This is a genomic window from Flavonifractor sp. An306, assembly GCF_002159455.1.
Classification (GTDB): Bacteria; Bacillota; Clostridia; order Oscillospirales; family Oscillospiraceae; genus Flavonifractor.
In genome coordinates this window covers 13,236-35,511 of sequence record NZ_NFIQ01000008.1, presented here as the reverse complement: position 1 = coordinate 35,511, position 22,276 = coordinate 13,236, and the positions used below count along the sequence as shown (strand labels likewise).

The 22,276-nt window shown below is 53.0% G+C and carries 23 protein-coding genes and 3 tRNA genes; 6 read left to right on the top strand and 20 right to left on the bottom strand.

Features of this window, described 5'->3' with window-relative positions; all coding sequences use genetic code 11:
- Positions 1 to 14: 14 nt before the first annotated feature.
- The 6 genes from B5F88_RS03135 to B5F88_RS20590 form a co-directional block, all read right to left on the bottom strand.
- A complete protein-coding gene (locus B5F88_RS03135; RefSeq protein ID WP_087341548.1) occupies positions 15 to 317 on the bottom strand; it encodes a DUF6809 family protein in 303 nt (100 codons plus the stop codon).
- 64 nt (positions 318 to 381) lie between these two features.
- Positions 382 to 981 carry a Fic family protein gene (locus B5F88_RS03130; protein ID WP_087341546.1) on the bottom strand — a complete coding sequence of 200 codons (600 nt, stop codon included), beginning with the start codon at positions 979 to 981 and terminating at the stop codon, positions 382 to 384.
- On the bottom strand, positions 966 to 1,130 hold the full coding sequence (locus B5F88_RS21280) for an antitoxin VbhA family protein (protein WP_275532906.1): 165 nt from the start codon (positions 1,128 to 1,130) through the stop codon (positions 966 to 968). Before B5F88_RS21280 ends, B5F88_RS03130 begins: the two co-directional genes overlap by 16 nt.
- Positions 1,131 to 1,200: 70 nt before the next feature.
- Positions 1,201 to 1,276, bottom strand: a tRNA-Thr gene (locus B5F88_RS03120).
- A gap of 47 nt (positions 1,277 to 1,323) precedes the next feature.
- Positions 1,324 to 1,419: transfer RNA gene (locus B5F88_RS20595), tRNA-Thr, on the bottom strand.
- Positions 1,420 to 1,547: 128 nt separating this feature from the next.
- Complete coding sequence (locus B5F88_RS20590; protein WP_162612103.1) at positions 1,548 to 1,688, bottom strand: hypothetical protein; 141 nt, start codon at positions 1,686 to 1,688, stop codon at positions 1,548 to 1,550.
- Between the two features lie 138 nt (positions 1,689 to 1,826).
- Here B5F88_RS20590 and nrdR point away from each other — a divergent pair, with 138 nt between their 5' ends.
- Together nrdR and B5F88_RS03110 are read left to right on the top strand one after the other, a co-directional pair.
- The gene (gene nrdR, locus B5F88_RS03115; RefSeq protein WP_087341542.1) at positions 1,827 to 2,282 is read left to right on the top strand and encodes a transcriptional regulator NrdR; all 456 of its coding nucleotides are present in this window, start codon (positions 1,827 to 1,829) and stop codon (positions 2,280 to 2,282) included.
- A 237-nt stretch (positions 2,283 to 2,519) separates the two neighbouring features.
- The gene (locus tag B5F88_RS03110) at positions 2,520 to 3,083 is read left to right on the top strand and encodes a hypothetical protein (protein WP_087341541.1); all 564 of its coding nucleotides are present in this window, start codon (positions 2,520 to 2,522) and stop codon (positions 3,081 to 3,083) included.
- A gap of 65 nt (positions 3,084 to 3,148) precedes the next feature.
- Here B5F88_RS03110 and rplT read toward each other — a convergent pair whose 3' ends face one another.
- From rplT to infC, 3 genes are read right to left on the bottom strand one after another with little or no spacing between them, the layout of a single operon-like run.
- The gene (rplT, locus tag B5F88_RS03105) at positions 3,149 to 3,505 is read right to left on the bottom strand and encodes a 50S ribosomal protein L20 (protein WP_087341539.1); all 357 of its coding nucleotides are present in this window, start codon (positions 3,503 to 3,505) and stop codon (positions 3,149 to 3,151) included.
- A 40-nt stretch (positions 3,506 to 3,545) separates the two neighbouring features.
- Positions 3,546 to 3,749 carry a 50S ribosomal protein L35 gene (gene rpmI, locus B5F88_RS03100; protein ID WP_087341538.1) on the bottom strand — a complete coding sequence of 68 codons (204 nt, stop codon included), beginning with the start codon at positions 3,747 to 3,749 and terminating at the stop codon, positions 3,546 to 3,548.
- Between the two features lie 45 nt (positions 3,750 to 3,794).
- On the bottom strand, positions 3,795 to 4,349 hold the full coding sequence (gene infC, locus B5F88_RS03095) for a translation initiation factor IF-3 (RefSeq protein WP_087341608.1): 555 nt from the start codon (positions 4,347 to 4,349) through the stop codon (positions 3,795 to 3,797).
- 298 nt (positions 4,350 to 4,647) lie between these two features.
- On the opposite strand from infC, the gene B5F88_RS03090 reads away from it, so the two are divergent.
- Both B5F88_RS03090 and B5F88_RS03085 read left to right on the top strand, forming a co-directional pair.
- The gene (locus tag B5F88_RS03090) at positions 4,648 to 6,582 is read left to right on the top strand and encodes a bifunctional UDP-sugar hydrolase/5'-nucleotidase (protein ID WP_087341536.1); all 1,935 of its coding nucleotides are present in this window, start codon (positions 4,648 to 4,650) and stop codon (positions 6,580 to 6,582) included.
- A 193-nt stretch (positions 6,583 to 6,775) separates the two neighbouring features.
- Positions 6,776 to 7,522: a hemolysin III family protein gene (locus B5F88_RS03085; RefSeq protein WP_087341534.1), complete on the top strand. Its 747-nt coding sequence runs from the start codon at positions 6,776 to 6,778 to the stop codon at positions 7,520 to 7,522.
- Between the two features lie 40 nt (positions 7,523 to 7,562).
- On the opposite strand, the gene trmB is transcribed toward B5F88_RS03085, so the two are convergent.
- Complete coding sequence (gene trmB / locus B5F88_RS03080; protein ID WP_087341532.1) at positions 7,563 to 8,216, bottom strand: tRNA (guanosine(46)-N7)-methyltransferase TrmB; 654 nt, start codon at positions 8,214 to 8,216, stop codon at positions 7,563 to 7,565.
- 371 nt (positions 8,217 to 8,587) lie between these two features.
- Between trmB and B5F88_RS03075 the strand changes: the two genes are divergently transcribed.
- Both B5F88_RS03075 and B5F88_RS03070 read left to right on the top strand, forming a co-directional pair.
- Positions 8,588 to 8,663 (top strand) — tRNA-Pro (locus tag B5F88_RS03075).
- 346 nt (positions 8,664 to 9,009) lie between these two features.
- A complete protein-coding gene (locus tag B5F88_RS03070) occupies positions 9,010 to 12,249 on the top strand; it encodes a hypothetical protein (RefSeq protein ID WP_087341531.1) in 3,240 nt (1,079 codons plus the stop codon).
- A gap of 125 nt (positions 12,250 to 12,374) precedes the next feature.
- Here the strand turns inward: B5F88_RS03070 and B5F88_RS03065 are convergent, their stop codons facing one another.
- The 10 genes from B5F88_RS03065 to B5F88_RS03020 all read right to left on the bottom strand — a co-directional run bounded on the left by B5F88_RS03065 (position 12,375) and on the right by B5F88_RS03020 (position 22,252).
- Positions 12,375 to 13,604 (bottom strand): site-specific integrase, encoded by a 1,230-nt coding sequence (locus B5F88_RS03065; RefSeq protein ID WP_087341530.1) that lies wholly within the window; start codon positions 13,602 to 13,604, stop codon positions 12,375 to 12,377.
- Between the two features lie 119 nt (positions 13,605 to 13,723).
- The gene (locus tag B5F88_RS03060; RefSeq protein ID WP_087287484.1) at positions 13,724 to 13,942 is read right to left on the bottom strand and encodes a helix-turn-helix domain-containing protein; all 219 of its coding nucleotides are present in this window, start codon (positions 13,940 to 13,942) and stop codon (positions 13,724 to 13,726) included.
- A gap of 70 nt (positions 13,943 to 14,012) precedes the next feature.
- Complete coding sequence (mobP3, locus tag B5F88_RS03055; protein WP_204246188.1) at positions 14,013 to 15,971, bottom strand: MobP3 family relaxase; 1,959 nt, start codon at positions 15,969 to 15,971, stop codon at positions 14,013 to 14,015.
- Positions 15,959 to 16,378 carry a hypothetical protein gene (locus B5F88_RS03050; RefSeq protein WP_087341528.1) on the bottom strand — a complete coding sequence of 140 codons (420 nt, stop codon included), beginning with the start codon at positions 16,376 to 16,378 and terminating at the stop codon, positions 15,959 to 15,961. The genes mobP3 and B5F88_RS03050 overlap by 13 nt, the downstream gene beginning before the upstream one ends.
- A gap of 188 nt (positions 16,379 to 16,566) precedes the next feature.
- Positions 16,567 to 17,112: a helix-turn-helix domain-containing protein gene (locus tag B5F88_RS03045; RefSeq protein WP_087341526.1), complete on the bottom strand. Its 546-nt coding sequence runs from the start codon at positions 17,110 to 17,112 to the stop codon at positions 16,567 to 16,569.
- Positions 17,109 to 17,318 (bottom strand): helix-turn-helix domain-containing protein, encoded by a 210-nt coding sequence (locus tag B5F88_RS03040; protein WP_087341524.1) that lies wholly within the window; start codon positions 17,316 to 17,318, stop codon positions 17,109 to 17,111. The genes B5F88_RS03045 and B5F88_RS03040 overlap by 4 nt, the downstream gene beginning before the upstream one ends.
- Positions 17,315 to 17,677, bottom strand: a complete 363-nt coding sequence (locus B5F88_RS03035; protein WP_140402048.1) for a hypothetical protein — start codon at positions 17,675 to 17,677, stop codon at positions 17,315 to 17,317. Before B5F88_RS03035 ends, B5F88_RS03040 begins: the two co-directional genes overlap by 4 nt.
- A 149-nt stretch (positions 17,678 to 17,826) precedes the next feature.
- Complete coding sequence (locus B5F88_RS03030; protein ID WP_162612102.1) at positions 17,827 to 18,216, bottom strand: sigma-70 family RNA polymerase sigma factor; 390 nt, start codon at positions 18,214 to 18,216, stop codon at positions 17,827 to 17,829.
- Positions 18,217 to 18,467: 251 nt separating this feature from the next.
- The gene (locus B5F88_RS03025; protein ID WP_087341518.1) at positions 18,468 to 21,584 is read right to left on the bottom strand and encodes a type I restriction endonuclease subunit R; all 3,117 of its coding nucleotides are present in this window, start codon (positions 21,582 to 21,584) and stop codon (positions 18,468 to 18,470) included.
- Complete coding sequence (locus B5F88_RS03020) at positions 21,581 to 22,252, bottom strand: hypothetical protein (protein WP_087341516.1); 672 nt, start codon at positions 22,250 to 22,252, stop codon at positions 21,581 to 21,583. The genes B5F88_RS03025 and B5F88_RS03020 overlap by 4 nt, the downstream gene beginning before the upstream one ends.
- Positions 22,253 to 22,276 lie beyond the last annotated feature (24 nt).

Sequence of the window (22,276 nt, the reverse complement as noted above, 5' to 3'; positions counted from 1 at the left end):
CCGGAAATTTCATTCTATAGCATAGAACAGGCATCCGTCTCAGCTTCTTCAGCTGACAACGGATACCTGTTCTCTTTATCATAATTCAGTTCGTTTGCCATTTCCCACGCCAGACGAAAGCCGCAGATAAAGCTATCTATCGAGCGTTCCTCCGCAATCAGGTTCTGGGCGTCGATGATCCGCAAAACCAACTTCCGCTCCGGCTTGTCCAACCGCTCAATAAGCTGCCGGTGGCAGGTTTCCACTTCCTGTTCGGATTTCACCATGGGCAGAGGGGTATAAAATCTATCGTACAGCAATCTCAGAGTTTCGTTCATATGCCTCGCCTCCTTGCAGCAAGACACAATACCACAGAAATACCATCATATCCAGCGTTAATGATCAAAATACCCCCTCTCGTACACTTTCTTGAAATACACTCCGAAGCAGATCCGTTACTCCCTGTGCCGCTTGAATGGTGGCAATCATCAGCAAATCACCATCTACCTCGGCCCAGTTGATATCATATCCAGCATTGCGAATCAGTTGTGCCAGGAAGGCTCTTTGCGTGCGGCCATTGCCCTCCCGGAAAGGATGCAGCATATTTGTGACACAGTAAAAATCCACGATTTCATCCACAAAGTCATGATGGGAGAGTCCTTTAAAACAGTCTCGCTCTTTCAGTCGCTGGAAAATCAGCTGCGCTTGGGTTTCAATTCTCTCTGGCCGGCAGAAACAAGTTGCCTTTTTACTAATATTCACTTTACGGACTTGTCCTGCCCAATCATACAACTCAGAAAAGAGAAAATGGTGAATCGCCTTGTAATGGGTAAAATCAAAAACGCCTTCCAGCGGGCAATACTCCAGCTTGGAGGCGTTAATGTAGGTGATAAGGGCCTCCGCCTCATTCAGCGTAGCCTCATCCCGAATATTCAGCTTATTGACCAGCACCGTGGTGCCAGGATAACAGTCCTGGGAAACAGGCTCTAAACTGTATGCCATAATGAATCATCCTTCTGTCGGGACTTCAGAAAACGCTTCAGGCATTCCTCCATTGTGGCCTCGCCCCGCAGCACACGCTTACACTGTTCCCGCATTTTAGGGGTAACAGTATATCCCTCCATGCGGACAGATGCCTCAGCATTTTCCATGGATACAGTATAATCCTTTTCTTCGTTTTTGTACATAAAAATGCTCCTTATCCCTCGATAAGGAGCATTTTGGAGCTGGAAACGTGACTTGAACACGCGACCTGCTGATTACGAATCAGCTGCTCTACCGACTGAGCTATTCCAGCATACCTCTATGAGATCCCGGCTCCTCACCGTACTCTGTTTGTTCCTCGGCCAAAAATCGGCCCTTCCTAATTTACCACCCTTAGCCACAACCAACGACCTGCTGATTACGAATCAGCTGCTCTACCGACTGAGCTATTCCAGCATATCCTGTACAAAATCAAGCGCGAATATTATATTACTATATTTCCCTGCCCTTGTCAATCATTTCAGGTCCCTCTTCTTTTGAAAATGACAAAGGGCCAAAGCAATGCTTTGACCCTTGCCATTGGTTCAGAACCGTTCGGTCTGCTGGTTCTTTTCCTGGCCCTGATTTTTCTTCTTATGCTGGTTCTGGCCGGCCTGAGGCTCGGTCTGAGGATTGGGATTCTGGTTTCTGGACTTCATATTCTGCCCATTGCCCTGGTTCTGCATTGCGCTCACCTCGCTTTCGCCGCTCTCAGTGTGCCCAGGCAAGCAGGAATTATACGGAAAAATTTTTGTATGGGGATACCATCCGGCCTGCTTCTATGGTATAATTTCAACAAATCCACATAGGGAAGGAGATCCTCCATGAGATGTCCTTATTGTGCCCACCTGGAAAGCAAGGTCGTTGACTCCCGCCCCTCTGACGAGGGAGCCAGCATCCGCCGTCGGAGGGAGTGCCTGGCCTGCCATAAACGGTTTACCACCTACGAGACGATGGAGAGCCTGCCGCTTATGGTCATCAAAAAAGACGGCAGCCGGCAGAGCTTTGATAAGAGCAAGCTGCTCAACGGCATGATCCGGGCCTGTGAAAAGCGGCCCGTCGCCTTCAGCACCCTGGAGGCCATTGCCAACGAGATCGAGCAGAGCCTGCAGAACGATATGGACCGGGAAATTCCCTCCGCCAAAATCGGCGAGTTGGTGATGGACCGGCTGAAAAGCGTCGATGAGGTCGCCTATGTCCGCTTTGCCTCCGTTTATCGGCAGTTCAAGGATATCAGCACCTTTATGGCGGAGCTGAACAAGCTCCTGGCGGAAAAGTAGTTCTGATGGCCTTACATCCAAAAGGGGCCATTTGTCCCACAAAATGTACATGGGAGTCTAAGGAAAACCCTTAGGCTCCCTTCTTTTTCCGAATTTATTCTTCCGCACGCTAAGCTTTTTCAGATTTTTGTCGAATAATACTATAAAAGGCTCTTTCCTTTTCTGTCACTTCGTTTGTAATGCTGAAAAAAGCACTGTAAATTGCGGACATTGAAATAATATCGGGAGGTGAAGGTAATGAAAATCAATGCGGCCGGCGGTTTGTTTTCCGGCTACCGCACTTCGGGAGCTGGCGGAAAGAAAGCCGGAGTTTCATCCCCCTTGGCAGGCCGCGCAAACAGCGATCAGGTAACACTGTCCAAGCAAGTGCTTGCAGTCGTTCAAATGCAGAACAGGCTCAGAGCGATTGAGCAGGCAAATGAAAACGCCAAAAATTCTCCGGAAGCCCAGGCCTTGGAGAGTATGCGGAAAGCGATGAAGACCATGAAAGCCTGCAGCAAGATTGCCGCGAGAATACGGGCCGGGGATCGTGTTCCATTGAAGGACTTACGCTATTTGATGAAGCACGACATGCGGGCTTATCTGTTGGCTATGGCTGCACGAAGGCCAAAAGAGGACCCCAAGAAATGGGACAGCGCGATTCCAAAAGAAAAGCAGGAGCATACCCAGGCGGCTGAGTACGCATCAGGAGAAACCGACAGCGTATCGGCTTCTCCCGACTGTGAAGGGTCCTCCGAAATGTCGTCAGACGGTGGGGCATCCGGCGGCTCAGGCGCCGAGAGCAGCGGCGGAGACGCATAGCCGCTATTCTGCAGGCAACAAAAAAGAACGTCTGTCCTGGGACAGACGTTCTTTTTTTACCTTTTTCAGGCCAGCTGGGCCTTGGCCATCTCGGTCAGGGCGGTAAAGGCGGCCTTGTCGTTGACAGCCAGCTCGGCCAGCATCTTGCGGTTGATGGCCACGCCAGCCTTCTTCAGGCCGTTCATGAAGGTGGAGTAGTTCATCCCGTTGCTCTTGCAGGCAGCGGAGATACGGGTGATCCACAGCTGACGGAAATCACGCTTCTTCAGCCGACGGCCGGTGTAAGCGTAGGTCAGGGACTTCATGACCTGCTCGTTGGCCATCTTGAAGTGCTTGCTCTTGGCGCCCCAATAGCCCTTGGCCAGCTTGAGGATCTTATTTCTTCTCTTGCGCGTCATCATCGCGCCTTTCACTCTAGCCATTGTAAAAAGCCTCCTATATTAAGGTAAAATTGTTCTTATCTTATTTGTAGGGGATCAAGCGCTTGATGGCGGGCTCGTTGGTCTTGTCCGCGTAAGCGCCGGCGCGGAGGCCTCTCTTGCGCTTGGTGTCCTTGCCGTGGCCGTTGAGCAGGTGAGACTTGAAAGCGTGGGCGCGCTTGACCTTGCCGGACTTGGTCAGGCTGAATCTCTTCTTCGCACCGGAATGCGTCTTCAGTTTAGGCATGGTGGTTTACTCCTTTTCTGTTCAATTCGAGTCTGTGGGACTCTTTCAGGATTTTTTCCCTTCCTTGGCAACCTTGGGAGAGAGGAAAATGGACATATGCCGTCCGTCCAGCTTGGGGTCCTTATCCAACGCGGCCACCTCGCTGCACTGCTCCGCAAACTTCAGCAGCAGATCCTTGCCGATGTCGGTATGGGCCATCTCACGGCCCCGGAAACGGACCGTGACTTTGACCCGGTTGCCCTCGGCCAGGAATTTCTGGGCGTTGCGGAGCTTCACATTGAAGTCGTTCACGTCGATGCTCGGAGACATGCGGACTTCCTTGATCTCCACCACGTGCTGATTTTTCCGCGCTTCCTTCTCCCGCTTGGTCTGCTCAAACTTGTACTTGCCATAGTCCATGAGCTTGCACACGGGAGGATTGGCGGTGGGAGAAATCTTCACCAGGTCCAGGTTCTGCTCGATGGCGCGCTCCAGCGCCTCCCGGGCGGACATGATCCCAAGCTGCTCTCCCGTATCTGAGACCAAGCGGACTTCCTTGTCGCGGATCTCCTCGTTGATCTGATGACCCTGCTTGCTGATACGAAAGCACCTCCGTTTCACATTGCATAAAGGCGTAAAAAATACGGCTACCGTTCCGGTACCCGCATCACACAACCAGTCCGCGCCTCCTTGGGGACGCGCACATAACCGGATTAACCTCTTTGCCCTGGGCTGGAGGTGAGGACGGGGGTACCGTTCCTGCTTTCTTTTTACTCGGATAGTATAGCAGAGTGAAAGCTCACTGTCAAGGAGAAATCCTCCTTCCGCCATGTTATTTTCCGCTGTTGATAAAATCTGTCCGGTTAGGTCTTTCTTTTTTCGTGCAAATATGGCAAACTAGAGACGAGGAGGGAATCAAATGCGCCATTCTATGTGGAACAGATTATCTGCGCTTTGCCTTGCGCTCTGCCTGCTGGCCGCCGGTCTTCCCCTGACGGCCTCCGCCGCGTCCACGTCACCAGTCTATGAGAGCACCATACTCTTTACCCACGACACCCACGACCACTTTCTGCCCATGCCGGATGAAGAGGGCGGCGAATATGGCGGCTATACCCGTCTGGCCACGCTGCTGAAGCAGGAGCGGGAGGCTCACCCCGACGCCCTCACCCTGGATGCCGGCGATTTTTCCATGGGCAGCCTGTTCCAAACCATTTACGCCACCCATGCTCCTGAGCTGCAGGCTTTGGGCGCCATGGGATACGACGTCACCACCCTGGGCAACCATGAGTTTGACTACCGGGCTCAGGGGCTGGCCGACATGCTCAACGCCGCGGTGGACAGCGGCTCTCCCCTGCCCGCCATCGTCCAGGCCAATTATAAGCCCCCTGAATCGGATACCGACTCTTGGGAGGCCTGGGAGCGCTACGGCATCCAGGACTATATTATTCTGGAGCGGGGCGGGATCAGCTACGGCATCTTTGGCCTGATGGGCGAGGAGGCGGACAGCAACGCCCCCATGTCCGGCATGGAGTTTGAACCCACCGTCGAGGCGGCCCAGCGCACCGTGGCCGCCATCCAGGCCGAACTGGAACAGAGCTCCAACCCCTCTCTGATCATCTGCCTCTCCCACAGCGGCACCGACGGCAAGGGCAAGGGGGAGGATTATGAGCTGGCCAAGGCTGTGGACGGCATTGACCTGATTATTTCCGGCCATACCCACACAGTTTTGGAAGAACCCCTTCAGGTGGGCGACACGCTGATCGTCTCCGCCGGCGAATACACCAGCTACCTGGGCTCGCTCACCCTCTCCTGGTCGGAGGACGGCCAAAAGACCATCCAGGACTACAGGCTCATTCCGGTGGATGAAACGGTGGCCGCTGATCCCGGCATGGAGCAGCTGACAAACCGGTTTCAGCCCCTGGTGGAAAGCGAATATCTGGCCCAGTACGGGCTGAAGTTTAACCAGGTGCTGGCCACTACCGAGTTTTCCTTTACCCCCATCAGCCAGTTTGCCACCGAGCAGCGGGAGGATACCCTGGGCAATCTCATCGCCGACTCCTATATCTACGCCGTACAGCAGGCCGAGGGGGAGAACTACGTACCGGTGGATTTCGCGGTGGTGGCCTCCGGCGTGATCCGGGGCTCCTTTGCCGCCGGAGAGATCACCACCTCGGACGCCTTCAACGTCTCCTCCCTGGGTTCCGGGGCCGACGGCACGCCGGGCTATCCCCTGATCTCCGTTTGGATCACCGGCAAGGAGCTGAAGGACGCCTTTGAGGTGGACGCCTCCGTCACCCCCATCATGTCCGCCGCCCAGCTCTATGGCTCCGGCATGACCTGGACCTGGAATCCCCATCGGATCATCTTCAATAAGGTGAACAGCTGTGCCCAGGTCCTGCCGGCCGGTACCACCGTCCCCCTGGAAAATGACAAGCTGTACCGGGTGGTCACCGGCCTCTACTCCGGGCAGATGCTGGGCACGGTAAACAGCCAGTCCTTTGGCATCCTCACCATTACGCCAAAGGATGCAAATGGCAATGTCATCACAAACTTTGAGGATCACATCATCTACAACCCGGACGGAAGCGAGGTCAAGGAGTGGTACGCTCTGGCCTCCTACCTCCAGTCCATGGGTACGGTAGACGCCCGGTACTCCGCTCCGGAAGGGCGCAAGGTGGAGGAGCGCTCCTGGAATCCCATCAGTCTGCTGAAGGGCCTCAATCTCATCGGCGGTATCGCCCTGGCGGTTCTGCTGGTGGTGATCCTGCTGGTTGTCCTCCTGATTTACCGCATCGTCACCCGGAAACGGCGCAGAGGCAGCTGGCGCAGCGGCTATCGCCCCTATCGAGGATAATGAACAAAAAACCGCTTTGCCGGAGTATGAAACTCCGGCAAAGCGGTTTTTTTCTGCCCTTTGGGGCAGACTGACGGTATCCGCACCGAAATCCGTCACAAGATTTGAATATAATTTTCAAAATTATATTTCAATATGTTATTGATTTTATTATGCAATCTGTGCTATACTACAGTCAAGGTAAGGTGATCTTATGAATTCCGAACGTGCAATTCCCTATCAATCTATCTCTCTCCCCCGCCCGCTCCCCGTCCGCCGCAAGGTGCGGGAGAAAGACCGGGATCCCTATGACGGGCTGCGTCCTTGGTCTGCCATTACCCACGGCGCCGGCGCGGTGCTGGCCGCGGTGGGCACAGTCCTGCTGCTGGTGCGCTGTGCCCTGCTCGGACTGAGCGTTTGGCACGTGGTCTCCTTCCTGATCTATGGCTTGAGCATGGTGGGATTGTATACCGCCAGTACGCTGTATCACTGCCGCAACGTCAGCGTAAAGGGACGGATCGCTCTGCGCAAATACGACCACGCCTCCATTTATTTCCTGATCGCCGGCACCTACACCCCCGTGTGCCTGGTGGTTCTGCGGGAGTATGGAGCCTGGGGCTGGGGACTCTTCGGCGTAATCTGGGGGCTGGCTCTGGCCGGGCTGGTACTGACCCTTTTCTGGATCACATCGCCCCGCTGGGTTACCTCCGGCATCTATATCTTTATGGGTTGGCTGGCTCTGGCGGCGATTCTGCCCTTGATGCGCTGCCTGCCTTCCGACGGCTTCTTCTGGGTGCTGGGCGGCGGTATTCTCTACACTATCGGTGGCGTGCTCTATGCCGTCAAGTGGCCCGGCCGGTACAATCCCCGCTTTGGCTGCCATGAAATTTTCCATCTGTTTATTCTGCTGGGTTCCTTTTTCCACTTTATGCTGATGTATCTGGTTGTCGCCCGGCTGTAACAAAAAATCTGCTCCCATTTTTAGAAATGGGAGCAGATTTTTATTCTTCCGTTTTCTCCGGCTCCATGGTTGCCTCGCACCGGTTAATAGGCGTGCCCAGATTGTGGAATTTTTCCTCATAATCGGTCATCACACCGCAAATCCCATTGGCATGCAAGTCCCGGGTGACCGCCTCCAGCGAAAAACTCGCCTGGGGAAACTGCAGCAGAGACCACTCAAACAGATCCCGGTTGTCGGTCTTAAAATGGATCGCCCCGCCTTCCGTCAATACCTGCCGGTATAGGTTCAGAAAGTTGGGATGTGTCAGGCGCCGCTTGGCATGGCGGCTGCCCGGCCACGGGTCGCAGAAGTTAATATAGATCCGCTCCACTTCGCCCGGAGCAAAATAAGCGGGAAGTTTTGCCGCATCCCCGTCTATGAAAAACACATTTTGCAGCTCCTGCGCGCACACCCGCTCCATCGCAATTACCATAGCGTCCGGCACCCGCTCTACCGCAATCAGCAGAGTATCCGGCATCTGCGCTGCGGTTTCGGCCGTAAATCTGCCCTTTCCACATCCCAGCTCGATGTGGACCGCTTTTGCCTCCGGCATCAGCTCTTTCCAATGGCCCCGGTGGCTTTCCGGATCCTTAATCAATACCCGGGCGCAGCGCTCCATCCGCGGTACCAGATTCGGCTTTTTTCTCATTCGCATCTCACGTTCACCTCGTAAATGCCATCATATCATATCCAATTGCCCTCTTGCAATCCCCGATTAAATATATTATAATCTTATTCACGTTGCAGTGCTTATTCCTCTAAATAACTCCATATCGGGGTGTAGCGCAGTTGGTAGCGCGCCTGCTTTGGGAGCGTGAGGCTCGGGTTCGAGCCACAGGCCTTGGAAAACCCGGAAAGCCTTGGGACAGTTGGGCTGACAGCACTTTCCCCGTCGCCGGTAACTGGTCAAAAATCGGCGTTGACCACATGTTTGACCACAATTGGAAAACTTCATATCCGGGTGTAGCGCAGTTGGTAGCGCGCTTGCTTTGGGAGAAACCGCCCAGCAGTCCCACAACTTCATATCGGGGTGTTGCGCAGTTGGTAGCGCGCCTGCTTTGGGAGCAGGAGGCCCGGGGTTCGAGTCCCCGCACTCCGACCACCTTTCGCAGAAAAACCGCCTGAAAAGGCGGTTTTTCTGCGTTTTTTATTTTGTTTTTAAGGATCGGACAATTGCTGTTCAGCAGTGGTTCAAGGGGCAGAAAAGCGGCGGGAGCATGAGCGAGGATAGTTGCCGAAACCGCCAAATCCCTAACCCATCCCTAATTGGCGTGACTGCTGTTTTCTCGTTGTGGATACGACAAATTCTTGAGTTTTCCAGCCTTATCCACTATAATAGTTCTACGGTGAGCCTTTGCGCCACCAAGGCAGCCGTGTGGGTGTATTCCCATGCGGCTTATTTTATCTGTAATGCATTCAAAATAATGTCCGAACAGTGAGGGATTCAAATGGGACGTCAGAATGAATTCTACAAAAAGACACATCCTGAACAATTCTCGGATTCAATATTAGTAAAAAAGGGAAACTTAGACCGAGATATGTTCGATTATTACCTTGAATCTCTTACAAGTAAGAATCTCGAGAAAGCCTTTGAGGAATTTTGCAGAAAACTTGCTGAATCAGAAGTATGTCCAAATCTATTACCACAAACCGGCCCAACCGGAGGCGGTGATAGCAAGGTTGACAGCGAAACATATCCTGTTTCAAAAGAAATATCGGATCGATGGTACTTCGGAAACGCCGCCGCTTCAGAACGATGGGCGTTCGCTATAAGCGCAAAAAAGGACTGGAAGTCAAAGGTGAAATCCGATGTTGCCAAAATTGTCTCAGTAAATCAACAAGAGGGGCGCGGATACACTAAGGTTTTCTTTATGTCCAACCAGTATGTCCCAGACAAGAAAAGAGCACAAGCAGAAGATGAATTGCGAAACTTGCACGGTGTGGATATCCGGATTTTAGACCGGAGTTGGATCCTCGATAAGGTCTTTTCCTCACATCAAAACATTGATATGGCAATATCTGTTTTTGGCTTCTCTGACAGCTTTCGCGATGAGGTAAGAATAGGATCGCAGGATTTAAAGCGGAAACAAGAATTTGAAGAAAATGAACAAAAACTTGTTTCCCAGCAAACCAAGCAGTCAGAACTCGTGTTTCTTGCACAAAGAAATGTTATTTTAGCAAGAGAACTTGAATATCCTTTGCATCAGCTATTAGGGCTTATTGATCGCAGCATTAGTCTTTCAGCAGAAAAGGGGAGTACCATTGACCACGCCAATGCTGTACGCGATGCAGCCTGGACTGTATATTGGTGGTATGAGGATAAAAACCACTACTATCGTTTTTATAAAGATTATGAAAAACTTGTGGTGGAAAGTCAAAATGTACATCTTTTTATCGATCTAATCACTCTTTGGATTAATTTGTTTTCACTGTCCTTGAGCGACAACACATTTTCTATAGATGAACATACTCAGATTCTAAAAAACGAGTATGCTCGCTATACGAGTGACCCTTCTAAGCCAAATACCGCTATTGAAGCTAAGGCTGCATTTCAATTAATGCGCTTCTTCCTGGGGGATGATCCAGATACAATAGCTGATGATATCATCCTGATTTTGGAGGCAAGTTCTGGGCATCTTGATTTGGATATTCGCCCTCTTTGTCGTGCTATCCAAGAGTTTCCTGTATTCGAAAATACCAAGCGCTTTCCCGAGATGTTTGAGCGTTCCGTCGATATCATGAGCGAGCAGAAGAGAAATATCGAGGCCGCTAAACTTCTTATGAACCGTGGTCGCAAGTTAAAAGATGAGAAGCCATACGAGGCATTGATTTATTTCAGCCGCACGTTGAGTAAGCTCTACAACGAAGAAAGCAAAGAACTTCTGTCTTTTGTGATTTTGGATATGGCAGACATTTTCCAAAGCATCGGCCTGTATTGGGCTGCCAGGAATTTTTATTACTATGATTTTATTCTCTACTTAAATCAGTACTTCAAATATGGCGATGTCTCACCTGTACTTTTCATGAGTGCATATTCTCTGAAAAACCTTGAATTAAGGCTCGGGCATGTTCTTAACGCAATTGTATTTCACAGGTTTTCACTTATCGCTGAACACATATACCCTGGCGAGATTCGCTCAAACGCTGATAAGGGCGATAGTTTTGATTATGTGTTGGCGCTTCAATTACTTCGCACACCATACGAAACAGCAAAAAGACTTGGGGAATTTCCGGCCTTTTTGGACGAGCAGGGTTTGATTTTTTCAAGGGCTGCGATGAAATATGAACTTGGACACTACGATGAGGAAATGCTTGCCGAATTAGGCGGCAGTACTGAAGTATTTGATGATGTAATTGGGAAGTGGAAAGATCAACCGGCATTGAAGCAAATGGTCAATGCCCCTTGGTATGGCTTTGAAGACACCTGTTCACTTCACTCTAAAGTACTTGGATGCTCCTTTAATGTGAATTTTTCTACCCCTTATAATCATGGAGAATTTGAGTTTGCAGCGACTATACTTGCCACCATCGAAAGCTTCCTTGGATCAGGGTTGCCTAATAAGCTTATTTCTCTACACGGAGAGATAGAAATCAATCTCCGCTACGACAACTCGACTCAAGAATTGGTTCGGATTTTACATTCCGCCGAAAAGCCTTCAAGCATTGAGGTTGCTTTCAGAGATTATGATTCTCAAAATATTGTTCATGAACAAGACCTTTTCTCAGATTTCATGAACAGTTTGTTAGCTGAAGTCATTTCTATTATGTTTCCGGTTCCTTCTGAATTGGCGAAAATAGAGAAAATGGTTCGAAATGATGCCGCATTTGAGCGCTCAGGAGTTTTTGCAAATAGCATATTTTTTGATATGGAAGTTCTCGGAAAAGAAACTTTCTATTATCCCGCGTTAGTACATGATTATCCTTGTCTGGAGATGATAAGAACCCGAAAATCTCCGATAACAAGCGCTCCAAGGCAAGAAGCTGCAGAACCTGTGGTACTGCCAAAGAATGTGGTTTTTGACATACCTCCCGACGCAGATTTTGCCAAAATAAGCAATGCCAACATGTACACTTCCTCAATCATAAATATCCCTGCCTGGAACCAAGCACAATGGAAGGGTGTTATGTTTATGGCATATAAAGGATATTGCGTACCTCCTGTACTTTCTTTTATCTTCGAAACAGGCCATGGCAAAGCAATTTGGGAAGATTGGCGCAAACTAATGGGCGATCATAATATTAATAATCAGCTTGGGATTCGCATCATTAAGGGCATTGACCGCAAGCATCCAAATTGGTATCGTGTTGCTATTGGGCCAAATAGCTTTTCGAGCGATTCTGGAGAGGATTTGTTTATTGCTTCTTTACCTGTGCGGCTCCACACAATGCAACCATCCAGTGATACAAATCTGAAAATGTTCGAGAGCGAATTTGAAAAATATCAGGAATTCTTTTTGTGCCCTGCCTATATGCAAGATAGAACAGCAGAACCATTCGTCTATACGGAATTAGCAATCAAAATGAATCGGGAAAGTATTATCATCTGTAACGCCAGTGATATATTGAAAAATGATTTTTTGTCGGTGTGTGCTATTATACCAGGCGATGATCCTATTATCCCTACAGGCAAAGAGAATTCCCCCATTACGGAAATACTGAGGAGAAAAAAGTCAGATAATAAATTATGAAAATAACTTTGCTGTACAAAATCTGAGCGAGTTTTTGCGTTGTCTGCACAAAATGAAGGAGTTTCTTTTCGCATGATAAGCAAGTGCCAAAGGGACGATATTTCGCCCCTTTGGCATCATTTCTTTTACTCCACCCTCTCGAACGGTATCACCTTACACCGGCTCTCCTCCGGCGGGTCGGGCGGTTCCGGTTCTGGCTTGGCTGTGGCTGTTTCCATGAAGCCGCCGATTTTCTCAGCCGCACCTCTCTGCATATCGTTGGTGATGTGCGTATAGGTATCGAGGGTGAACCCGGCGCTGTAGTGACCCAGCATACTGGACAGGGTCTTCACATCCACGCCGCTGGAGAGGGCCATCGTGGCGAAAGTATGGCGCAGATCATGGAAGCGAACGCGCTCCTCGATGCCGGCCTGCGCCAGCAGTTTCCGGTTGATCCTGGACACCGCATCCGGACTCCAGTACCCGCCGGTGCGGGGCGACGGGAACAGGAGGGGGCTGTCTGGATGCTGTTCATGCTCCTTCACCAGCATATCCACGGTCTGCTGGGACAGCGCCACCTTGCGGACGGAGTTCTTGGTTTTCGGCTCCGTCACCACCAGCTCCCCGTCAATCCGGGTGACCTGCTTGCTCACCGAGAGGATGCGATCCTTCACATTCAGGTCATCCCACCGGAGGGCCAGCAGCTCTCCCCGCCGCAGGCCACTGGACAGCTCCAGATAGAACATGGGCAGGACGCCGTACTTCTCCGCCTCGCTGAGGTATACACCCAGCTTTTCCGGCGGGATGATAGCCATCTCCTTTTTCTCCTTGGGCGGGATACGGCAGTTGTCGCAGGGGTTGTAGGGAATGAGCCGCTCCTTGACCGCCTGCTTCAGCGCCGAGGAGAGCACCATGTGGATGCGCCGTACTGTGCTTCCAGACAGGGCCGTGTCGGTCTTTTTCTCAAAGCGCTGCACCCGCCCGCTGGTTTTGGAATCGTTGTACATCTTCTGGATCTGGATGGCGGTGAGCCGCTTGAGTTTGATTCCTCCAATAGCTGGTACGATGTGGTTTTCGATCATGTTCTCATAGGTCTTTGCGGTGTTGTGCCGGATCACGGGCTTGCTGTAGGTTTCAAACCACAGCCTGCACCACTCCGCCACGGTGTAGTCCTCGTTGTGGTTGACCGGGATGCCCCGGTTGTCTCGGATGACTTTCGCCAGCTTTTCCTTGCATTCGGCCTGTGTTCGGGCGGATACGCTTTTCTGGATGGCGCGGCCGGTGCTGGGGTCAATGCCCTGGGTGTATCTGCCCTCCCAGCGGCCATTGGGCTTTTTCCGGATGCTGCCCTCGCCGTTTGCTCGTTTCTTCGCCATCGTTCATTCCTCCTTTACGGCTCGCTAAGCGCCTCGCTTCGCTCGGTTGCTCGCATGCATTGCGCCTGCGGGCGCTTATTGCAACACAAACAAATACCACAGAATCTTTGAAATAGCCACTAAAATATTTCCGTCTTTTGGGCCGCCTGTTCGTCGATCCACGCCATGAACTTGTCACGGGGGACGATGATCCGGCTGCCCAGGGTGATGGTGGGGAAATCCTGCCGGTGGGCCACCTCATAGGCGTGGGCCAGCCCGATGCCCAGCACATCAGCCACATCCTGCACGGTCAGCATCAGGGGCAGTTCGTTGAACGAGCTGTACTTGGATCGTTTCATCGGATTCCTTTCTACCCTCCTGGCGGAAGGGATTTTATTCTTTGTTTTGCGGCGCAATTTCTGGAGGGGTTCACATCCCGCCCATGACCATGCCGCCCTGGTTCTGTTCCTCCTCGTGGTCATCCGGCTTGTGGCCCATAGCGATTTTCTTTGCCTGGATTTTTCTTCTCAGTTTGCTGTCCACCTGGAGGCCGGTGCTGAAGCGGGGCAGGGAGTGATCCTCGAAGATCCGGCTCATGTGGTAGAGCAGGCGGGTGACCGCCAGCATGACGGAGGGTGGACGGAGGTCACTCTGCCGTTCCAGGAAGAATTGTGCGTACTGGTTTCCCTGGGCGGCGGAGCGACCGAACCACACCATTGCCTGGGCCTGCTCTTGGGCTACTCCCTGTCCCGTCAGGCACAGCTTGCCCAGCATGTACTGGGCGTACTGGTTGCCCGCCTCCGCCGACCGGGTAAACCACTCCGCTGCCTTGGAGGTATCCTTGGTCACTGCCTCGCCGGTCAGATATTCTTTCCCCAGCCGGTAGGCGGCCCACTGGTTTCCGTTTTCCGCCGCTTCCTTCAGCCAACAGATACCCTCGTCCGGGTCCCGCACCTCCCAATCGTTGGAGAGAAGCAGTTTACCAAGGGCGTACTGGGCCTCCGGCAGCCCCTGTTTCGCCGCTTGGGTAAGCCAGTGCTTTGCTTTCCGGCTGTCCGGAATCAGCAGAGGGCCGTCCCGGTAAAGCTGTCCCATCAGGTACTGGGCATGGGCGTCGCCGCGCTCCGCCAGCTGCTCCAACTCCTCCGCTACCCGATCACGGTCGGTCAGGGAGAGGGTGTCATCCCGGATGATTTGACGCAGTTCCCAGCAATCATAGGATTCACCTTGCACTTGCTCCGGTTCGTCATGCCCAGCCAGGTCAGCGTCCTCGAAGGTGATCTCCCCCAGCCGTATTCGCTCCGCCTCCTGAATGACGGCGTTCTTGATCCGCCGGAATTCTTTCTCCTGAGACAGCTTTTTCTTCTCTCTGGGCTTGTCGTGGTAGTAGCTCTCCACCTCGCTTTGGAGGGCGCACCATTGGGCGTAGCACTCACGGACCACCGAAAGCTCCGCCAGCCTGTCCACCACTTCATCCACGGTTTTCTTGGCAGACTTGGGCAGGTATCCGTAGGACTTTTTGCCCTTGACCGTTTCCAACTGTTCAGCCAACTGCGACATCTTTTGCTCGATGGCAGGTTCTGTGCAGATGCTCCGGACCATCTTCTGCGTGAGTTTTCGGATGGCCCGCCGCGCCTCACGCACCAACTCGTCCCGTGACTGCGACTTCTGCTCGTAGGTATGGAGCATCTCCTGTCGGAAGATCTGATTGGTTAACTGAGACTTGATTTTGCGGATTCCATCCCGCGTCAGGTATGCCTCGCTGGGCTGCGTAGACCATGCCATCATGTGGACGTGGGGATGATCCCCTTCATCGTGGAAGGCGGCGTACCAGCGGAAGTGATTTGGCGGGATATTCATGGCGGCGGCGATATCGTTGCGGTTTGCTCGGAGCAGATTCATCCACGCCTTGGCATTGTCGTAACCGAGGCGGGCGGCATCCTCCCGCTTCAGGGAGAGGATGTGCGTCCACACGTTGCCGGTGTACTGCTCCAACTCCAGTATGGCCTGCTCCAAGTTCACGCCGTCCTCATCACTAAACAGGCCGTGATCACCCAGCCGTTCTGCTCTGGGGCGAGTCGCAATGTACTTCATATATCCCTCTGACTGCTGTACTGCCGCCCAGTTTTCTTCCAATGCTCGGGTGATAAATACTGAGGCATGGGCTTTGGTGGGCTTTGCTTCGTAGTCCAAATACTCGCCCAACTCCTTGGATGAAGGGAAATCCTTCACCAGTTTTCTAATCAGCTGCTCCTGTTTTCTGGTGGGCGGGCGGTCATCCGGGAGCAGTTCCACCCGCTCCCGCGTCCCAATGTACCGCAGATAACCGCCGACAGAGTTTCCGCCGTCACACTTCAGGTAGGGACTTTTCAGGATCAGTCTTGCCACTCATCGCCCTCCTCCCAAGCTCTCCGCACCCGCTGCTCCAGTGAGACGCGGCCATTGGTTTTCTTCACGTTCTGCACGCTCTCCGCCCGTCGACGGCGGAGATCCTCATCGCTGAACTGATAGGCGTCGGCCAGGATACCGGCCACCATGTCCTGCTCTACCGCCTGTCGGAAGGCCAGGGAGGACAGCCGCTCCTCCAACTGCCCCAGCCGCCCGTCCAGGTAGGACTTGATAGACGTTGGCAGGAAAAGCCCGGAATTGTTGGCGCTGAGATAGTCCAGGTAGAAGTCCACCGCCCGCTCAATGAAGGCGGTCATGCTCCGGCTTCCGTCCTCCTGAAACCGGCGCTCCAGAATAGCTTTCTTTTCCGGGGTGAGATAGAAGGCGAATCTCTCTTTTTTGCCCATAAACTGCTCCTTTCCGGGGCGTGACCCCTATTTTTTCGTTATGGCAGTAGGAGTTCGGGGATTGTGACCACAAACGTGATCCCCGCCGCCTGTTTTTGATCCCACTTTTGATACACCCCAAACCCCCGTAACTGCCCGCACTGCGGGCAGATGTGACCGGCCGGAGGAGCCACCGGCGCCCCCGGCTTTTATCCTGCTTTTTCTTTCGTCCCCAGAAGCGCCTCCGAAAGCGGGCCAAATTGGGCCACCACCCCCGGACCGGAAGTGGGACTCGCTTCCTCTCCGGAAGGCGCACACAGGGCGTTCTGAGGGCTTTCACGGGCCAATTCTGCGAGGCGTTCCGCCGCCCTCTGGCGGGCGGTGTCCTCCTCCAGCTGCCGGAACTGCCGCTCGTAGAACAATTCGATTGCCGCCTGGATCGGACGGATGGTGTAGAGCAGATTCCCGTTGAGGGGTCTGCCGTCTTTGCTCCGCACCATCGTCGGCTCGGTGCGGATGAGACCTTTCTCCTCCAGGCTGCGCACATACTTGCTCACAGTGTTCTCGCTCATACCCAGCGCCTTGCCGATGGTCTTGTAGCTGGGGTAGCACTGGAAGGTTTCTCTGTCCTCGATGCTCAGCAGATAGCAGTAGATGGAGATCTCCGGGTAACTGAGGCCGATGTGAAATACTTCGTTGGGAACCTTGAAATAGTTTTTGTCGGGATCTCGTTTGGGCCACGGTTGAAACTTCATATAGCACCTCCCGTGTGCTCCTTTACCCACTGGATGAACTGCTCCTTGGGTACCACCATCCGGTTGCCGACGCGCAACACCGGGAACCCCGGTTCATGCATCAGCTCGTAGCCGCTGGACGGCGACACGCCCAGCATTTTCGCCACTGTTGCCGAGTTCAGGAACAGCGGCAGGTCATCATAGGATCTGTATTTGGATTCTTTCAATCGGCATCCTCCTCTTGGTCATCACAGATATCGCCTGGGCGAACCAGATACAGGAACTCCTCCACGGAGCCGACCACCCCGGCGTCCTTCAGTTGCTGGTAACGGATCAGGTCGCAGAGCATTCGGAGATTGACCTCCGCGCACTCCAGCAGCTTATCCATCGCCACGATCTGCTGCTCTGCACTGAGTGTCGTTGCTTTTTCTGGGCCTTGCAGATAGGCCCGCACCGCGTCCTCCTCCGGCATCTCCTCACCCAGGATTTCCCGCATTCCCTGAAGAACATAGTCCAGTGTTTCTCTCTCCGCATTGGCGGTCAGGAAACTAAGCAGTTGTTTTTGCCTTGCACCAAATAAATTCATCGTCATCGCGCCTCCTGTGTACTTTGATCTGGGCTTTCCTGACTACGGCCAAGGTCAGGTTTCCGAGTACCGGAAAATCACCCTCTACTTATCAGGACACTCAGAGGCAGTTTGTAAACCAGAAAAATAAAAAAAGTTGAGGGGCTCTGTCATTTGACAGAGCCCCTCAGCTGTTCGTGGAGCTTTTTCAGCCGCTTCGATACCGCCGCCTTGGACACGCCGTAGATCGTCCCGATCTCCTCCATAGTCAATCCCTGTCCATATCGGAGTTCGATAAGTTCGCGGCCCTGGGTTCCCAGGCCATCGACGGCTTTCCGCAGACATTCCAGCTGGAGGTTCCGGAGTACAGTATCCTCCACGGGACGCCTGACACAGTCTGAACAGAACAGCACCGTTTCAAACTCACTTTTACTCAGATGCCTTTGGTCCCGCTTGTCCTGCGCCTGTTCCCGCTTCCGATCCTGCTCCAGGAAGTCTGCGACCTCCTTTGGCACTGATACTTGCTGGCCACTATAGGTAATCACGACAGAGTCGTTCATTTGCATCCTTTCCGCTTTCCACGGAAAGGCGCACACCCGCGCTGCCGGCACAGCGCCAAATACTGAAGACCTTCATGGAGTTCCCTTCGTTCAGGGTGGTTGTGGTGCCCTACGAGGCCCATGAATGTCTGAGGTCCCACCGGGGTGTGGACCTCACCGGAAAGCTGCGAGTTTTCGGCTTTCGCCTATACTTAGTATAGAACAAATGTTCTTGCCTGTCAAGCGCAGGGGGGGCATTCAATAGACGATTGCTATCCTTTCCCCAGCCCAAAGAACTTCTCAAAGAATTTTTGCAACTTCTCAATCACCCCCTGCTTCTTTTTGGCTCTGGCGCCGCCTCCGCCGAACCGGGATACCGGCGGCATCAGCTTATCAATGTCCGTCCCGGTGGTTTTGATCTCACCGTCCCGGAAGGCATTCTCCAGAAACTTTCGCGTCTCCGGCTCCTTGAGTTTTTCTTCCTGAATGATCTGGACCAGTTCTTTCTCCCGCTCTGCTGCCACAAAGCTCTGCCACTCCGCCATCACATCATCCACGTCGTTGATACCGGCGATAAACGTCTCAATGAGCTGCTTCTTGCTCCGCAGTTCGGGGCTGGCATCCACCGCCTTCTGGATGGTAACAAGGATCTCCTTGTCATCACAGTGGGAATCGTGGTACTTCTTCACCAGCATCAGGATATAATCAATGTTGATCTCGATCTGGCGGATCAGCTCGATCTCAAAGACGATATCATCGGTAATGTCCTCTTTCTCGCCTTTTGCACCGCTTACCCACTCGTCCCGCAGATCCTGATAGCGGCCCAGATAGTCCTGCAGATCCCGCTCGGAGATCATTTCCCTGCCTTTGAAGTCGTCAAAGGACAGCAGAAGGTTCCGCATCCGAAGGATGGCCCCAAAGAGGGCAATGAAATCCTTCTGATTCTGTTCCCCCTCGATCCTGGGCTCGGACAGTGGGAACTTTTCTGTCAGTTCGTTGATCATGTCCACATAGCCCGGCTTGTCCTTCCCGTCCTGAGTGGTGTAGCCGTAGTAGTAATCATCGAACTTGTGCAGCAGGACGATGCCGCCGGCCTCCCGATCGCCAAACAGTGCAATAGCAGAATCCACCCGCTTTTGCAGATTGCGGAAGCAGACGATGTTGCCGAAGGTCTTGATGGAATTCAGGATACGGTTGGTGCGGCTGAAAGCCTGGATGAGACCGTGCATCTTCAGGTTCTTGTCCACCCAGAGGGTGTTCAGAGTGGTGGCATCGAACCCGGTGAGGAACATATTCACCACGATCAGCAGATCCAGCTCCTTGTTCTTCATCCGCAGGGAGACGTCCTTGTAGTAGTTTTGGAACTTATCGCTGTCGGTGGAGTAGTTGGTGTGGAACGTTTCGTTGTAGTCCCGGATAGCGGCCTCCAGAAAGTCCCGGCTGTTCTGATCCAGGGCGCTGGTGTCCTCGCTGTTCTCCTCGTCCAGGATGCCGTCCGCTTCCTCCTCGTTGGCCCCGTAGCTGTAGATCGTCGCCACCCGCAGCCGCTTTGCCGGGTCGGCGGCCATCTGCTTTTTGAACTCCTGATAGTAAAGCTTGGCCATGTCCACCGAGGCCACCGCGAAGATGGAGTTGAAGCCGCTGAGGCGCTGTTTCTGCTTGATCTCCTCTACCGCGCCGTTTTTGCCGGAGGCCACCTCCGCGATGTTGGTGAGGGTATTGAACAGATAGGTCTTGTCCCCTCTGTAGGTCTTCTGGTCGAAGTGTTCCAGGATGTACCGGGTCACCAGCTCGATGCGCTCTGGCGCCATGAAAGCCTTTTCCCGGTCGATGTCCCAGACCGCCTTGTCGTCAATGTCTGGCTCGGCGTCCATGGTCTGGATGTAGTCCACCCGGAAGGGCAGCACATTTTTGTCATTGATGGCGTCCACGATGGTGTACGTGTGGAGCTGGTCGCCGAAGGTCTGGGCGGTGGTGAAGAACTGCGCCCCGCCGGCGGCCCGGGCATTGGCGGCAAAGATAGGGGTGCCGGTGAAGCCGAACAGATGGTATTTCTTAAAATTCTTCACGATGGCCGTGTGCATATCTCCGAATTGACTGCGGTGGCACTCGTCGAAGATGATGACCACATGCTTCTGATAGACCTCGTGGGCCGGGTATTTCTTGATGAAGGTGGACAGTTTCTGGATGGTGGTGATGATGATATGGGCGTTGTCGTCCTCCAACTGCTTTTTCAGGATGGCGGTGGAGGTGTTGCTGTTGGCGGCCCCCTTTTCAAAGCGGTCATATTCCTTCATGGTCTGGTAGTCCAGATCCTTCCGGTCCACCACAAACAGCACCTTGTCGATATAATTCAGCTGGGAGGCCAGCCGGGCCGTCTTGAAGGAGGTCAGCGTCTTACCGCTGCCGGTGGTGTGCCAGATGTAGCCGCCGCCCTGGATGGTCCCGTACTTCTTGTAGTTATTGGCGATCTCGATGCGGTTCAAGATCCGCTCGGTGGCGGTGATCTGATAGGGCCGCATGACCATCAGCATATTTTCAGAGGTAAAAATACAGTACCGGGTCAGCACATTTAGAAGGGTGTGCCTGGCGAAGAAGGTGCGGGTGAAGTCGATGAGGTCGGGGATCACCTTGTTGTTGGCGTCCGCCCAGAAGGAGGTGAACTCAAAGCTGTTGCTGGTCTTCTGCTTTTTGGCCTTGCCGGAGGACGCCTCCCGGATGGCGTTGAACCGGGTGGAGTTGGAGTAGTACTTGGTGTTGGTGCCGTTGGAGATGACAAAGATCTGTACATACTCGAACAGGCCGCACCCCGCCCAGAAGGAGTCCCGCTGGTAGCGGTTGATCTGGTTGAAGGCTTCCCGGATGGCCACGCCCCGGCGCTTGAGCTCGATATGTACCAGGGGCAGGCCGTTGACCAGCACCGTCACATCGTAGCGGTTGTCATGCTTGGCCCCCTGCTCCTGGCTTACCTCATACTGGTTGATGACCTGGAGACGGTTGTTGTGGATGTTCTTCTTGTCGATGAGGGAAATGTTCTTGGAGGTGCCGTCGTCCCGCCGGAGCACCTGCACGAAGTCCTCCTGGATCTTCCGGGTCTTCTCGACGATGTGCTCGTTGGGGTTGGCAATGGCATTCTGGAAAAACTGCTCCCACTCGCTGTCGGTAAACTGGTAATCGTTCAGGGCCTCCAGCTGACGGCGCAGGTTGGCGATCAGGTCGGCCTCCTGGTGGATTGGCAGATACATATAGCCCTGCTGGGTGAGCAGCTGGATGAACTCACGCTCCAGCGCCGCCTCGCTCTGGTAGCTGTCGGAGCGTTTTTTCACCGGCTCGTAGGAGGTGACCACGGTGTTTTCCGTTGTGGCGGCAATAATATTGAAAGAAGTCATGTTGGACCATCCTCCGCAGAACGGCAGTTGAAATACGCCTTGCATGGTGCCGTTTCAAAGAAATAGACTCCCATGAAAGAAGTATAGAACCTATACCAGTGCCCCATTGTAATCCGCTTGGATTTTATGGAAAGCATTTCAAGAACATTCTTTTTCTGGGTATTCATCACGAAATACTGTACGCCCAGATACTCTATCAGGACATACAATGCGCATAGCGATTCGATTGCAGCCTTTTGATTGGCATGCTTAAATGCCGCTTTCCCGTTCCACATTTCGTCTCTGTGATGCTTTACTTTGTTGTAGACATCCCACCAATGTGGGTTGTGGTGGTGCTTCCATGCTTGCCATGGCTGTATATCCCGATATGCGTGCTGCTCGATTGTCAATACTTCATCAGCAATTTGGGGGCGGTGCTGCATCAGGATATCTCTATAATCATTGATACCGACCTGGTCTATATTAAAATCGGGCGAAAAAGATTTGCATAACTGTTTGCAGATCGTGTCGATCTCTCCGCAGACTGACAGGATCAACTGCAGATATTTTGTTGAGTAGGCGGTGTCATTGATTTTGTCAATGGCACAGAACGGCTCAGTGGCAAAAACCTCGTTCTCCAACTGCAAATAGTAATTCCAATATAACTCAATAAACCTGTTGATATCCATGGTAAGGCGATTCCTTCCGTATCA